Annotated in this window: 11 protein-coding genes; 4 read left to right on the top strand and 7 right to left on the bottom strand. The window is 70.5% G+C overall.

Translation table 11 applies throughout. From position 1 onward, the window contains the following. Complete coding sequence (gene sucC / locus OG736_RS35160; RefSeq protein ID WP_327185983.1) at positions 1 to 1,131, bottom strand: ADP-forming succinate--CoA ligase subunit beta; 1,131 nt, start codon at positions 1,129 to 1,131, stop codon at positions 1 to 3. 198 nt (positions 1,132 to 1,329) lie between these two features. Here sucC and OG736_RS35155 point away from each other — a divergent pair, with 198 nt between their 5' ends. From OG736_RS35155 to OG736_RS35140, 4 genes are all read left to right on the top strand, one after another. After that, positions 1,330 to 3,012 (top strand): thiamine pyrophosphate-binding protein, encoded by a 1,683-nt coding sequence (locus OG736_RS35155; protein WP_327185982.1) that lies wholly within the window; start codon positions 1,330 to 1,332, stop codon positions 3,010 to 3,012. Between the two features lie 19 nt (positions 3,013 to 3,031). Continuing rightward, positions 3,032 to 4,273, top strand: a complete 1,242-nt coding sequence (frc, locus tag OG736_RS35150) for a formyl-CoA transferase (RefSeq protein WP_327187798.1) — start codon at positions 3,032 to 3,034, stop codon at positions 4,271 to 4,273. A gap of 19 nt (positions 4,274 to 4,292) precedes the next feature. After that, on the top strand, positions 4,293 to 6,422 hold the full coding sequence (locus OG736_RS35145) for an acetate--CoA ligase family protein (RefSeq protein ID WP_327187797.1): 2,130 nt from the start codon (positions 4,293 to 4,295) through the stop codon (positions 6,420 to 6,422). A 120-nt stretch (positions 6,423 to 6,542) separates the two neighbouring features. Beyond that, positions 6,543 to 7,934 carry an OFA family MFS transporter gene (locus OG736_RS35140; protein ID WP_327185981.1) on the top strand — a complete coding sequence of 464 codons (1,392 nt, stop codon included), beginning with the start codon at positions 6,543 to 6,545 and terminating at the stop codon, positions 7,932 to 7,934. Between the two features lie 226 nt (positions 7,935 to 8,160). Here the strand turns inward: OG736_RS35140 and OG736_RS35135 are convergent, their stop codons facing one another. The 6 genes from OG736_RS35135 to OG736_RS35110 all read right to left on the bottom strand — a co-directional run bounded on the left by OG736_RS35135 (position 8,161) and on the right by OG736_RS35110 (position 14,650). Then, a complete protein-coding gene (locus OG736_RS35135) occupies positions 8,161 to 9,207 on the bottom strand; it encodes a sugar phosphate isomerase/epimerase family protein (protein WP_327185980.1) in 1,047 nt (348 codons plus the stop codon). Between the two features lie 70 nt (positions 9,208 to 9,277). Then, complete coding sequence (locus OG736_RS35130) at positions 9,278 to 10,726, bottom strand: alkaline phosphatase family protein (RefSeq protein WP_327185979.1); 1,449 nt, start codon at positions 10,724 to 10,726, stop codon at positions 9,278 to 9,280. Next, on the bottom strand, positions 10,723 to 11,892 hold the full coding sequence (gene eboE, locus OG736_RS35125; protein ID WP_327185978.1) for a metabolite traffic protein EboE: 1,170 nt from the start codon (positions 11,890 to 11,892) through the stop codon (positions 10,723 to 10,725). Before eboE ends, OG736_RS35130 begins: the two co-directional genes overlap by 4 nt. Before the next feature lie 3 nt (positions 11,893 to 11,895). Then, positions 11,896 to 12,744: a TatD family hydrolase gene (locus OG736_RS35120; protein WP_327185977.1), complete on the bottom strand. Its 849-nt coding sequence runs from the start codon at positions 12,742 to 12,744 to the stop codon at positions 11,896 to 11,898. Next, complete coding sequence (locus OG736_RS35115; RefSeq protein ID WP_327185976.1) at positions 12,744 to 13,544, bottom strand: EboA domain-containing protein; 801 nt, start codon at positions 13,542 to 13,544, stop codon at positions 12,744 to 12,746. The genes OG736_RS35120 and OG736_RS35115 overlap by 1 nt, the downstream gene beginning before the upstream one ends. After that, positions 13,541 to 14,650, bottom strand: a complete 1,110-nt coding sequence (locus OG736_RS35110; protein WP_442817205.1) for a sugar phosphate isomerase/epimerase family protein — start codon at positions 14,648 to 14,650, stop codon at positions 13,541 to 13,543. The genes OG736_RS35115 and OG736_RS35110 overlap by 4 nt, the downstream gene beginning before the upstream one ends. Positions 14,651 to 14,698: the final 48 nt, after the last annotated feature.

Here is a 14,698-nt window from a genome sequence, read left to right as displayed (position 1 = left end):
TCAGACTGCGGTGGCGAGTTCGGCGGCACGGCGGGCGGCGCCGTCCATGGTGGTAGCCTGCTGGACCAGCGGATGCCGGTGGGTGTCGAGGATCGCCCGCCCCCGGGCCGCGTTGTTCCCGTCGAGCCGGACGACGAGCGGCTTGGTCAGCCGTACGGTGTCCAGGGCGCGCACGATGCCCTCGGCGACCGCGTCGCACGCGGTGATGCCGCCGAAGACGTTGACGAAGACCGACTTCACGGCCGGGTCGGAGAGCACGACCGACAGCCCGTCCGCCATGATCTCGGCGGACGCGCCGCCGCCGATGTCCAGGAAGTTGGCCGGGCGGGCGCCGCAGCCGGCGACGACGTCGAGGGTCGACATGACGAGTCCGGCGCCGTTGCCGATGATCCCGACCTCGCCTTCCAGTTTCACGTAGTTGAGGCCCTTGGCCGCGGCCGCCGCCTCCAGCGGGTCACCGTGCTCGGCGGCCTCCGCTCCCCAACGTGACTGCCGGAAGGACGCGTTGTCGTCGAGGGTGACCTTGCCGTCGAGGGCGAGGATCTGTCCCTGCCGGGTGCGGACGAGCGGGTTGACCTCGACGAGGAGGGCGTCCTCCCGGATCAGCACCTGCCACAGCCGGACGAGGACGTCCGCGGTCTGCGCGGGCAGTCCGGCCGCGGCGGCGATCTCGCCGGCCTTCGCCGAGGTGACGCCCTCCGCCGGGTCGACGGGGATACGGGCGACCGCCGCGGGCCGGGTGGCGGCGACCTCCTCGATCTCCATGCCCCCCTCGGCGGAGGCGATCGCGAGGAAGCGGCCGACCGCGCGGTCCAGCACATAGGCGACGTAGAACTCCGCCTCGATGTCCACGGGTTGGGCCAGCATCACCGTGCCGACCGTGTGTCCCTTGATGTCCATGCCGAGGATCTGCCGTGCCGTCAGTTCGGCCGCGGCCGGGTCGGCGGCAATCCCGACGCCGCCCGCCTTGCCCCGGCCACCTGTCTTGACCTGGGCTTTCACCACCGCTCGCCCACCGAGCCGACGAGCGATCCCGCGTGCCTCCTTGGGCGAGTCGGTGACCTCTGCCCGGGGGACCAGGATGCCGTGCTCCGCGAAGAGTTCCCTTGCCTGGTGTTCGTACAGGTCCATCTCGGCTCCCGTCTGTGAAGTCGAATCCCGAAGTCCACCGAGCCGTCGCGAGGCCGAACTCCGATGACCGAAAGTGCCGCACGCCCCCTGGACACCACCCACCGGATGCGGGATAACAAGCTTCATACAGTATTCGTCGACTGTATGCAATGTACCGCGAGAGCCTTCCACCCCCCTACGAAGGGACGGGACTTCGCCATGCCCGACGACACCCAGGACGTGATTTCCGGTGGTCATCTCGTTGCCAAGGCACTCAAGGCAGAGGGGGTCGACCGCATCTACACCCTGTGCGGCGGCCACATCATCGACATCTACGACGGCTGCGTCGACGAGGGCATAGAAGTCGTCGACGTACGCCACGAACAGGTCGCAGCCCACGCCGCCGACGGCTATGCGCGCATCACCGGCAAGCCCGGCTGCGCGGTCGTCACGGCAGGACCCGGCACCACCGACGCCGTCACCGGTGTCGCCAACGCCTTCCGCGCGGAGTCCCCGATGCTGCTGATCGGCGGCCAGGGAGCGCTCACCCAGCACAAGATGGGGTCCCTCCAGGACCTGCCGCACGTCGACATGATGACGCCGATCACCAAGTTCGCGGCAGCCGTGCCGGACACGGCGCGCGCGGCGGACATGGTGTCGATGGCGTTCCGCGAGTGCTACCACGGAGCGCCCGGACCCGCCTTCCTGGAGATCCCGCGCGATGTCCTCGACGCCAAGGTGCCGGTGGCGAAGGCCCGGGTGCCGCGGCCCGGCGCCTATCGCGCCTCGACCCGCTCGGCCGGCGACCCCGAGGCGGTCGAGAAGCTCGCCGACCTGCTCGTGCACGCCGAGAAGCCCGCGATCCTGCTGGGCAGCCAGGTGTGGACGACCCGGGGCACCGAAGCCGCCATCGAGCTGGTGCGCACCCTGAACATCCCCGCCTACATGAACGGCGCCGGCCGCGGCACCCTGCCCCCCGGCGACCCGCACCACTTCCAGCTGTCCCGCCGCTACGCCTTCTCCAACGCCGACGTCATCGTGATCGTCGGCACGCCCTTCGACTTCCGCATGGGGTACGGCAAGCGGCTCTCCCCGGACGCGACGGTCGTCCAGATCGACCTCGACTACCGCACTGTCGGCAAGAACCGCGACATCGACCTCGGGATCGTCGGCGACGCCTCACTGGTGCTGAAGTCGGTGGCCGAGGCCGCCTCCGGGCGCATCGACGGCGGCGCGTCCAGGCGCAAGGAGTGGCTCGACGAGCTGCGCGCGGCCGAGCAGAGCGCCATCGAAAAGCGGCTGCCGCACCTGCGGTCGGACGCCTCGCCCATCCACCCCTACCGCCTGGTCGGCGAGATCAACGACTTCCTCACCGAGGACTCGATCTACATCGGCGACGGCGGCGACATCGTCACCTTCTCCGGTCAGGTCGTGCAGCCCAAGTCGCCGGGCCACTGGATGGACCCGGGGCCGCTGGGCACCCTAGGCGTCGGCGTCCCGTTCGTGCTGGCGGCCAAGCAGGCACGGCCCGACAAGGAGGTCGTCGCCCTCTTCGGCGACGGCGCGTTCTCGCTCACGGGGTGGGACTTCGAGACCCTCGTGCGCTACGGCCTCCCCTTCGTCGGCATCGTCGGCAACAACTCCTCCATGAACCAGATCCGTTACGGCCAGGCCGCCAAGTACGGCCTGGAGCGCGAGCGGGTCGGCAACACCCTCGGCGACGTCCACTACGACAAGTTCGCCCAGATGCTGGGCGGTCACGGCGAGGAGGTGCGCGACCCCGCCGACATCGGCCCCGCCCTGCGGCGCGCCCGTGAGTCCGGGAAGCCCTCGCTGATCAACGTCTGGGTGGACCCCGACGCGTACGCCCCCGGAACGATGAACCAGACGATGTACAAGTGAGGTGTCCCCGATGACAGGGATGACAGGAACGGCGACCAAGGCTCTCGAAGGCATCCGCGTCCTGGACATGACGCACGTCCAGTCGGGCCCGTCCGCGACCCAGCTGCTCGCCTGGCTCGGCGCGGACGTCGTCAAGCTGGAGGCGCCGTCCGGTGACATCACGCGCAGGCAGTTGCGCGACCTCCCGGACGTCGACTCCCTCTACTTCACGATGCTCAACTGCAACAAGCGGAGCATCACCCTCAACACCAAGACCGAACGCGGCAAGGAGATCCTCACCGAGCTGATCCGGCGCTCCGACGTCATGGTCGAGAACTTCGGTCCGGGCGCGGTCGACCGCATGGGGTTCACCTGGGACCGCATCCAGGAGATCAATCCGCGGATCGTCTATGCCTCCATCAAGGGGTTCGGGGACGGCCCGTACACCAACTTCAAGGCGTACGAGGTCGTCGCGCAGGCCATGGGCGGGTCGATGTCGACCACCGGTTTCGAGGACGGACCGCCGCTGGCGACGGGGGCCCAGATCGGGGACTCGGGTACGGGTGTGCACGCCGTGGCGGGGATCCTCGCGGCGCTGTACCAGCGGGAGAACACCGGGCGCGGGCAGCGGGTCAACGTGGCCATGCAGCACGCCGTGCTCAACCTGTGCCGGGTGAAACTGCGGGACCAGCAACGCCTGGCACACGGACCGCTCGCCGAATATCCCAACGACGACTTCGGCGACGAGGTTCCCCGATCCGGAAACGCGTCCGGCGGCGGCCAGCCCGGCTGGGCGGTCAAGTGCGCGCCCGGCGGCCCCAACGACTACGTGTACGTCATCGTGCAGCCCGTCGGCTGGCAGCCGCTCAGTGAGCTGATCGGCCGGCCCGAGCTGGCCGACGACCCCGAGTGGGCGACGCCCGAGGCCCGGCTGCCCAAGCTCGGCAAGATGTTCCAGCTGATCGAGGAATGGTCCTCGACCCTGCCCAAGTGGGAGGTGCTGGAGAGGCTCAACACCCACAACATCCCGTGCGGGCCGATCCTGTCCACCAAGGAGATCATCGAGGACGAGTCGCTGGTCGCCAACGAGATGGTGGTCCGTGTTCCGCACCCGCGGCGCGGCGAGTTCGTGACCGTGGGCAGCCCCCTCAAACTCTCCGACTCCCCCGTCGAGGTGACCGTCTCACCGCTGCTCGGCGAGCACAACGAAGAGGTCTACGTCGGCGAACTCGGCCTCGGGGACGAGGAGCTGCGCCTGCTCAAGTCGAACGGGGTGATCTGACGTGACGGCCAAGGACCGGATGCTCAGGGTGCGTGCGCTGCTCGACACGGTGCGCTCCGAAAGACGGACCGCGCTGACCGCGCCCGAGGGCAAGGTGATCGCCGACGCGTACGGGATCGCCGTACCCGGCGAGGAGCTGGCGAGGGACGTCGAGGAGGCCGTCGCGTACGCGGCGCGCCTCGGGGGCCCCGTGGTGATGAAGATCGTCTCGCCGGACATCCTGCACAAGACCGACGCGGGCGGAGTGATCGTCGGCGTGGAGGGCGCGTCGGACGTACGGGCGGCGTTCCACCGGATCGTCGAGAACGCGCGTGCGTACGACGCCGGGGCCAGGGTCGAGGGCGTACAGATCCAGGAACTGCTGCCGAAGGGCCAGGAGGTCATCGTCGGGGCGGTCACGGATCCGACGTTCGGCAAGGTCGTGGCGTTCGGGCTCGGCGGGGTGCTCGTCGAGGTGCTGGGGGACGTCACCTTCCGGCTGGCTCCGGTGGACGCCGACGAGGCGCTGTCCATGCTGGACTCGATCCGGGCGGCGAAGGTCCTGCGGGGCGTGCGCGGGCAGGCCGGGGTGGACCGGTGGGCGGTCGCCGAGCAGATCCGCCGGGTGTCCCGGCTGGTCGCGGACTTCCCGGAGATCGCCGAGGTGGACCTCAACCCGGTGATCGCCACGGCCGAGGGCGCGATCGCTGCGGACATCCGCGTGATCCTTTCCGACACGCCGGTCACTGCGCGCCGACGCCACACGCGCGCGGAGATCCTCACCTCGATGCGGCGCTTGATGGAGCCGCGCTCCGTCGCCGTGATCGGTGCCTCCAACGAGCGGGGCAAGATCGGCAACTCGGTGATCCGCAACCTCGTCGACGGCGGTTTCGCCGGGGACATCCATCCGGTGAATCCCCGGGCCGATGACATCTTGGGCCGCAAGGCGTACAAGAGTGTCACCGACGTTCCCGGAGAGGTGGATGTGGCGGTCTTCGCGATTCCCGCCAAGTTCGTGGCCTCGGCCCTGGAGGAGGTGGGACGCAAGGGGATCCCCAACGCGGTGCTGATCCCGTCCGGCTTCGCGGAGACCGGCGAGCACGCCCTCCAGGAAGAGATCGTGGCCATCGGCGAGCGCCACGGCGTCCGGCTGCTCGGACCGAACATCTACGGCTACTACTCGACCTGGCAGGACCTGTGCGCCACGTTCTGCACGCCGTACGACGTGAAGGGCGGGGTCGCGCTGACCTCGCAGTCCGGTGGCATCGGGATGGCCGTCCTGGGCTTCGCACGCACCACGAAGACGGGCGTGTCGGCGATCGTCGGGCTCGGCAACAAGTCGGACCTCGACGAGGACGACCTGCTGACCTGGTTCGGCGAGGACCCACACACCGACTGCATCGCGATGCACCTGGAGGACCTCAAGGACGGCCGCGCCTTCGTCGAGGCCGCGCGGGCGACCGTACCGAAGAAGCCGATCGTCGTCCTCAAGGCGGGCCGTACGGCGGCGGGCGCGAAGGCGGCCGGCTCGCACACCGGGGCGCTCGCGGGCGACGACGCCGTCTACGACGACATCCTCCGCCAGGCGGGTGTCATCAGAGCGCCGGGGCTGAAAGACATGCTGGAGTACGCGCGCGGGTTGCCGGTGCTGCCCACCCCCAAGGGCGACAACATCGTCATCATCACGGGCGCGGGCGGCAGCGGTGTGCTGCTGTCGGACGCCGTGACCGACAACGGCCTCACCCTGATGGAGATCCCGCCGGATCTCGACACGGCGTTCCGCGCGTTCATCCCGCCCTTCGGGGCGGCGGGCAACCCGGTCGACATCACCGGGGGCGAGCCGCCGTCGACGTACGAGGCGACCATCCGGCTGGGGCTCGAGGATCCGCGTATCCACGCGCTGGTGCTCGGCTACTGGCACACGATCGTCACTCCCCCGATGGTCTTCGCGGAGCTCACCGCGCGCGTGGTGGGCGAGTTCCGCGAACGCGGCGTGGAGAAGCCCGTCGTGGCGTCGCTCGCGGGTGACGTCGAGGTCGAGGAGGCCTGCCAGTACCTCTACGAACGGGGCGTCGTGGCCTACCCGTACACGACCGAGCAGCCGGTGGCGGTGCTCGGCGCCAAGTACCGGTGGGCGCGTGCGGCGGGACTGTTGGGGGGCGGTTCATGACGTGACCCAGGCGCGGGGCCGGCCGACGGTGCGCGTCGGCCGGCCCGGGTCCCGAGCGCACACGAAAGGCATTGGACAGGGGGCGCTGGCCAGAACTTTCGACGCAAGGGGTGCTGAGCGATGACAACCACCGACTACTCCCCGTCCCTCCCTTATCGGGAGGTGACGGACCGCAACGGCCGTGTGTACCGGATCGGCGAGAGCGACCGGGACATCATGGGGCGACCACGCTGGACCATGGTGCTCTTTCCCTGGATGGGCATGCTGGGCATCAGCTCCTCGGAGTACGCGTTCACGTCGGCCGAGGACACGCTGCACGATGCTCACCTGTGGAGCAGTGGGCACATCTTCTGGCTGATGGGCGTCTGGGTGTTCTTCCAGGCGGCCGTGGCCTTCCCGGCCGGGCAGCTGCGGGAGAGCGGCAGGCTGCCCGCGCGGTACGCGATGATGCTCGGCGCGCTGGGCACGGTCCTCGGCTATCTGTCCCTCGCGTACGCGCCGCATGTCGCCGTCGCCTATCTCGGCTTCGGCATGTGCAGCGGCATCGGCGCCAGCCTCGTCTACGCGACCTGCGTGAACATGGTCGGCAAGTGGTACCCCGAGCGCAAGGGCGGCAAGACCGGCATGGTCAACGGCGGTTTCGCCTACGGCTCGGTGCCCTTCGTGTTCCTGTTCACGTCGTACATGGACCTGAGCAACTACAAGGGCGTACTGGTGATGGTGGGCCTCACCTGCTGCACCGTCGTGGCCTTCGCGGGGTGGTTCTTCAAGGACCCGCCGAAGAACTGGTGGCCCGCGCACGTCGACCCGCTCAAGCTCACCGACGACCCGAAGATCCGCCGGGCTCTGCAGAAGAACCCGCCGGCGGTGAAGCAGTACACCCCCAAGGAGGCAGCGCGTACGCCCGTCCTGTGGATGATGTGGTTCTGTCTGCTGTGCACGGCCGGGATCAACATCTTCGGTATCGCCTTCCAGGTGCCGTTCGGCAAGGACATGGGCTTCGCCGGAGGGATCGTGGCCACGGCCATGTCCCTGAAGGCGATCGTCAACGGCACCGGGCGCGGCATCATCGGCTGGATCTCCGACCGCTACGGACGCCGCCACACCCTGATCATCGTCTGCCTGGTGCTCGGCACCGCACAGTTCGGTGTGCTGGTCTCCGGCCAGATGGGCAGCATGCCGTTCTTCCTGTTCTGCTCCATGGTCTCCGGCTTCGGCGGCGGCGCGATCTTCCCGCTGTTCGCCGCAATGACCGCGGACTACTTCGGTGAGAACAACAACGCCAGCAACTACGGCATGGTCTACAGCTCCAAGCTCATCTCGGGCCTCGTGGGCTCCGGAGTCGGCTCGATCGTGGTCGGCGTGTGGGACTACGAGGGCGCGTTCGTCCTGGCGGGCTGCATCGGGCTCGCCTCCTCGGTACTGGCGCTCTTCCTGAAGGCACCGGGCAGGCCGACGGCCGGTCGTCGAATCGTCCCCAACCCTCATCCGCTCGGCGAGGAAACGGCCTGACATGACGACAGATCCCCTCGCGGCCGACAGCTCTTCGTCATCGTCGTCCTGGGGCTCGCGCGGTTCGGCGTGATCCGGGCGGGCGATGTCAGGGGCGAGTGGTTCGGCTGCTCGGCCCCGGCCCGCTGGCTGACGACGCACGCGCGCGTGGAGGCCCACCCCGTCATCTGCCGGGGTGGGCCTCCACGCGCGCGTGCGCCCGGTCAGCGCAGGTGGCGTCAGGTGCTCAGCACTTCTCGCGCAACGAGTGCAGGTGCGCGCTCGACTTCCGTGCAAAGGCGAACGACTCGACCGGGTTGTCGTGCTCGGCCTGCCAGTGGTGGGCCGACCGCTCGCCGCGCAGCCGGGTCACGGCGGAGATGAACCGCTGGTAGTCGATGTCTCCGTCCCCGACGTCGGTCATCCGGTACCCGAACTGGTTCGAGGGGTCGCTGACGCCGTCCTTGACATGGAAGAGCGGATAGCGATGCGGCTGCCGCAGGACGTAGTCCAGCGGCTCGAAGGGCGCGGCCGTACCGTCGGCCCGCTTCGAGAAGCGGAACTGGCCGGCGTACGCCCAGAAGATGTCCATCTCCAGGAACACCAGGTCGGGGTCGGTCTCGGCGAGCAGTACGTCGTAGAGACGGACCTTGGGGTTGTCGGTCGCGAAGCCGAACTCGTCGGAGTGGTTGTGCTGGTAGAACTTCATGCCGCGGGCCCGCGCCGCCGCTCCGTACGTGTTGAACTCCTCGGCCGCGCGCTTCCACGCGTCGACGGTGGAGCCGTAGCGGAACGGCCCGGAGGCGGTGCCGATGTGCTTGAGGCCGAGGGCCTGGGCATCGTCGAGGACCTTGGTGAGGTTCTGGGCGAAGGTGTAGGCGTTCGGGTCCTCGGCGTAGTAGCCGACGTGGCTGCCGATCGGCGTCAGTCCGTGGTTGCGTGCCAGCCGCTTGAGCTGGGCAAGGGTGATGGGGCCCGCGGAGCCCTGGGTGTAGCCGGCGAACTCGACCTCGTCGTATCCGTACTTCTTCAACTCGGCGAAGACGGGGGCGAAGCCCAACGTGGAGACCTTGTCGCGCAGGCTGTAGAGCTGGATGCCGAGCCGACCGGGAGGCAGGACGGGACGGCCGCGGCCGGAGGTGGAGGCACCGGTGCCGGTGGCGGGTGCCGCGCCTGCGGGCGAGGCGGCGGCCCCCAGCAGTGCGGCCGCGGTGGCTCCCGCGGCGACGCCGAGCATGCCTCGTCTGGTCAGGCGGTGGGTGAGTTCGGGGTCGATGTCGGACATGCGGCTCATGTCTGGAACTCCTCGGGATCGGAGGGCGTTGTCAGTGGTGAGTGCTTCACTTGTGACAGTCGGCAACCGGTCAGCACAGACCGGCCAGTTGGAGCAGCAGTGCTTTCACGTCGGTGGCCGCGACGCGGTCGCCGAGCGAACGGGGGGTGGAGCAGATGAGGAGCGGACCGTCGTCGTCGCTCGCGGGAAGACGTCCGTGGCTGCCCCGAACAGGTGACGGATCGAGGGGCACCACCGCCATGCGGTAGCGCAGGCCGAGCTTCTTTCGGGCCAGCGCACCCGCCGCCTTGACCTTCACATAGGGGTCGAGGGGATCCATGAACAGCTCGGCCGGGTCGTAGCCGGGCTTGCGGTGGATCTCCACCAGCTGCGCGAAGTCGGGCGCGCGGGCGTCGTCGAGCCAGTAGTAGTACGTGAACCAGGCGTCCGGCTCCGCCACGGCGACGAGTTCACCGGAGCGCGGGTGGTCGAGACCGTGCTTCTTCTTGCCCTCGTCGCCGAGGAGTTCACCGACACCGGGCAGTTCCTCCAGCACCTCCCGGACACGGGGCAGGTCCTCGGGTCGGCGCACGTAGACGTGGGCGAGCTGGTGATCGGCCACGGCGAAGGCACGGGACGCCATCGGGTCGAGGTACTCCATGCCGTCCTGGGTGTGCACCTCGAGCAGGCCCGCGCGGCGCAGGGCGCGGTTGATGTCGACGGGCCTGCTCACCCGGGTGATGCCGTACTCGGACAGCGCCACGACGGTACGGCCCTGGGCCCGGGCATCGGCCAGAAGGGGGGCCACGGCCGTGTCCAGGGCGGCGGCCGCCCGGAGGGAGCGGGGGTCGTCGGGGCCGAAGCGCTGGAGGTCGTAGTCGAGGTGAGGGAGGTAGCACAAGGCCAGGTCGGGGTTGCGGGTGCGCAGGATGTGGCGGGTCGCGTCGATGATCCACCGGCTGGAGACCAGGTCCGCGCCCGGTCCCCAGAAGTGGAAGAGGGGGAAGGTGCCGAGCTTCTCGGTGAGTTCGTCGTGCAGGGACGCCGGGCGGGTGTAGCAGTCGGGTTCCTTGCGGCCGTCGGCGTAGTAGACCGGACGGGGGGTGACGGTGTAGTCGGTGTCGGCGCCCATGGCGTACCACCAGCAGACGTTGGCGACCGTGTACCCGGGATACGCCCGCCGGGCGGCGTCCCACAGCTTGTCACCGGCCACGAGACCGTTGTGCTGACGCCACAGCAGGACGTCGCCGAGCTCGCGGAAGTACCAGCCGTTGCCGACGATGCCGTGCTCCGCGGGGAGCGTGCCGGTGAGGAAGGTGGACTGCGCGGCACAGGTGACGGCCGGCAGGACGGTCCCGAGCGGTGCGAGGGAGCCCGCCCGGGCGAGGGTCTTCAGGTGGGGCATGTGATCGAGCAGACGGGGGGTGAGACCGACGACGTCGAGGACGAGCAGGGGCACTGGCGTCTTGGGGGCAGAGGCGTGGGCGTGGAGTCCGGGCCGGTCCTGAGGCCCCGTGTCGCCGGACGCCGGGCTGGTCATGGGAGCTCCTTGAGGCCGAGGTCGGTCAAGAGGTCACGTGCCAGGGCGAGTTCGGCGGCTATGCCGTCGGCGAGCTGGGCTCGGGCGCGGGGCCGCAGTTCGGGTGGGAGTGCCTGCCAGGTGTAGGTCTCGACCTCGAGGTGACGGGTCAGCGGGTGCGGCCCGCCGACCAGGCGGGTCAGCGCGGCTTTGAGTACGGGGAGGGTGGAGGTGAGGGGCGCGGCGGGGGCCGCGTGCAGCGGGACGTGGAAGTGGGCGCGCCAGGGTCCGGTGTCGGGCAGAGCGGTGCCGCCGAGTGCCTCGCCGAGGTCGTCGGTGCCGCGCAGGCCGGTGGCGGTGAGGGTGCGGGTCTGGTGCAGGAAGCGGGGTTCGTCGAACGCGGCGAGGGCTTCGCGGACGGCGGGGAGACGGGGGCGTTCGGCGTGCAGGGCGGCCGACAGCTGGGATTTGACGACGGGGACGCCGGCTTCGGCGAGCGCGTCCAGGGCGGTGAGCGGGTCTTCGAAGGAGGTGGCGAGATGGCAGGTGTCGACGCAGACGCCGATACGGGGGTGGCCGACGGCCGCGAGCGGGGCGAGGGCGTCGGCGGTGGTCTCGACGGTGCAGCCGGGTTCCGGTTCCAGGCCGACCCGGACGGAGCGGCCGGTCAGCTCCTCCAGCGCGTCCAGGCGTTCGGCGAGGGTGCGCAGGGCGGAGTGCGCCGTCGCGGCGCGTGCCGCGTTCCAGGCGGTGCGCCATCCGAGCGGGAGGGTGGAGATGGTGCCTTCGGTGACATCGTCGGGGAGAAGTCCGGCGAGGACACGGGCCAGTGCGGTGGTGTGCTCCAGGCGTTCGGCGTCTGCCCAGTCGGGCTTGTACACGCGGTACTTGACCTCCTCGGCGCCGAACCCCTCGTACGGGAATCCGTTGAGGGTGACGACCTCGAGGCCCCGCCGGTCGAGTGCGGTGCGCAGGCCGCGCAGGGCCGACGGGTCGGTGTCCAGGGCCCGGGCGGCATCCCTGGCGAGCCACAGCCCGACACCGAGCCGGTCACGGCCGAGGCGGCGCCGGACGGGTTCGCAGTGGTCGCGGAGTTGGGCGAGGACGCCGTCGAGGGTCTCGGCGGGGTGCACGTTGGTGCAGTAGGCGAGGTGGACGGTGGTGCCGTCGGGGTGACGGAAGCGCATCGTTCACTCCCCGCCGCGCAGGATGGAATTGCCCTCGTGGGTGGGGTCGGGGGCGGTCACCTCCAGGGCGAGTCGGCCGCTGAGGCCATAGAAGGCGACGGGATTGCGCCACAGGACGAGATCGACCTCGTCCTCGGTGAAGCCCGACGCGAGCATGAGGTCGGCGACCCTTCGGGTCTTGAGCGGGTCGCTCCTGCCCCAGTCCGCGGCGCTGTTCACGAGGACCTTCTCCGGCCCGTACAGGCGGAGGATCCCGATCATGCGGGTCTCGTCCATCTTGGTGTCGGGGTACACGGAGAAGCCCAGCCAGCAGTCGGCGTCCTTCGCCTCCTTCACGGTGGTCTCGTTGAGGTGGTCGAGCAGGACCCGGTCCGGCGGCAGGGCGGATTCACGGACGACGTCGAGGGTGCGGCGCAGTCCGGCGAGCTTGTCTCGGTGCGGGGTGTGCACGAGGGCGGGCAGGGCGTGGTCGGCGGCCAGCTGGAGCTGGGCGGCCAGGGCGGTGTCCTCGGCGGGGGTCATCGAGTCGTAGCCGATCTCGCCGACGGCCACGACGTGGTCCTTGACGAGATAGCGCGGCAGCTCCTCCAGGACGGCCGCGCAGCGCGGGTCGTTGGCCTCCTTGGGGTTGAGGGCGAGCGCGCAGTGATGGGCGATGCCGTACTGCGCGGCCCGGAACGGTTCCCAGCCGAGAAGGGAGTCGAAGTAGTCGAGGAAGGAGGCGGTCGAGGTACGGGGCTGTCCCAGCCAGAATGCCGGCTCGACGACGGCCCGGACACCGGCCGCGTGCATCGCCTCGTAGTCGTCGGTGGTGCGCGAGGTCATGTGGATGTGGGGGTCGAAGATGCGCATCAGGACTCCTTGCCGTGGGGGTGGGCCGGGCGGTGGGAACTGCCCGCGCCAGGGGGGTCCGTGCGGTGGAGGTCTGGGATGGGTGCGCCCGAGTCGGCCGACGTAACGGCGTTCGGGTCGGGCAGGGCCGTCGGGTCGGGCAGACCGGTCAGAGTCAGGACGCGGTGCAGATCGCGGGGTACGGGACGGCCCGCGGCGGTGCGTTCGGTGGCGTGGTCGCCGAGCATGCGGGCGAGTTCGGCGTCTGCGCGGGCGCGCTGTTCGAGGCCCGCCACCTCGGTGACGGGCACTCCGGCGAAGAGGCACTTCAGGACGGCGTGGCGCCAGGCGTGGGCGTCGAGGTGACGGGCGGCGTAGGGGCCGACGGCGGCCGCGACGAGCCGGGTGTCATGGGTGCGCAGGGCGTCCTCGACCAGCGGGAGGGCATCGGGCCCTGACACGAGGTGGGGCAACGCGTGCAGGACCGCGCGACGTTCCTCGGCCGTGCCCTGGAAGTACACGCGGGCCAGGGACTCAGGGTCGGCGCGGGCCGCGCGGAGGATGAGCACGCGGGCGGCGTCGGCGTGACGACCGCCGCAACGGCGCCCGGCCTCGGCGAGACGTAACTCCCACACCGAGATGGGGCCATGGGTGCCCGGGTGGGCGGCGGCCTCGTCGAGAGCTCGGCGGAACCAGACGCGGGCGGGCGCCTCGAGATGGGTGTCGAGGTGGCGGTGCAGGACGTCGAGCGGCGTGCGGGCCGGGGTGGTGCCCGCGCGTTCCGCTTCCGGGATTGCCGGGGCGGCGTGGGGGTGGGTCATGGAGTACTCCCTTCTGGGGTGGCGGAGGGCTCGCCAGGTGGCGCGACGGGCAGGTTGGCTGCCCGGGACGGGCGGCTCGGGAGTGGGACGACGGCAGGTGGCCGCTGCCGGTCGGGAGACCCGACGGCAAGGCCGAGGGCTGGGACGGCGGTTGGGACGACGGTCGTGCGGGCGGTCGTGCCGGTGGTCGGGACCGGGGAGCAGGGCGGCTTCGGATCGGCGTGGTCGGTGACGGTGACTTGAGCGGATGCCGCCGCGTGGCGGAGGAACGGCAGGGAGGCTTCGGCGTGGTGGGGGCCGGCGTGGGAGTGACGGGGCAGTTCGACCACCGTCAGCCCGCGGTAGCCGGTGTCGGCGAGAGCGGCCAGGACGGGCGGGAAGTCGATCTCGCCCTCCCCGAAGGGAAGGTGTTCGTGGACGTCGCGGCGCATGTCCTCGATCTGGACGTGACGCAGCCATGGGGCCGCCGCGCGTACGCAGTCGGCAGGCGGGAGTGACTCGAGGCACTGGCAGTGGCCGATGTCGAGCGTGAGGCCGAGGGACGCCGGGTCGTCCAGAGCACGGCGGAGCCGGTGGAAGTCGGCGAGGGTGGCCAGCAGGTGACCGGGTTCGGGTTCGACGGCGAGGGGGATGCCCGCGGACGCGGCGGCGTCCAGGACGGGGGCGAGAGTATCGGCGAGGCGCTGCCATGCGGTCTCCGCCGCCGTGCCTGGCGGGAGGGTTCCGCTGAAGCAGTGGACGGCGTGCGCGCCGAGGTCCCCGGCAATCCGGACGGCGCGGAGCAGCAGGTCGACGCGGCGGGCGCGATCGTCCGGCTCCGGGTCCAGGAGGGAGGGGCCGTGCTTGCGACGCGCGTCCAGGACATAGCGGGCGCCGGTCTCGATGGCGACGTCCAGCCCGAGGGCGTCCAGTCGGTGCGCGAGGTGTCGGACGCGGAGGGCGAGGTCCGGGGCGAACGGGTCGAGGTGCATGTGGTCGAGCGTCAGTCCGACACCGGCGTAGCCGAGGTCGGAGAGCAGGGCGAGGGCGTCGTCGAGGCGGAGATCGGCGAGGCCGTTCGTGCCGTAGCCGAAGCGGAGCGGGAGCGAAGGCGGGGGCGAAGGCAGCGATGCCAGGGGCCGGGGCGAGGGCGGGTGCGGGGGCGGGGTGATCGC

Source organism: Streptomyces sp. NBC_01334, assembly GCF_035983595.1.
GTDB lineage: Bacteria > Actinomycetota > Actinomycetes > Streptomycetales > Streptomycetaceae > Streptomyces > Streptomyces coriariae.
Note: the sequence above shows the minus strand (reverse complement) of the source record. Positions and strands in the feature narration are given on the sequence as shown.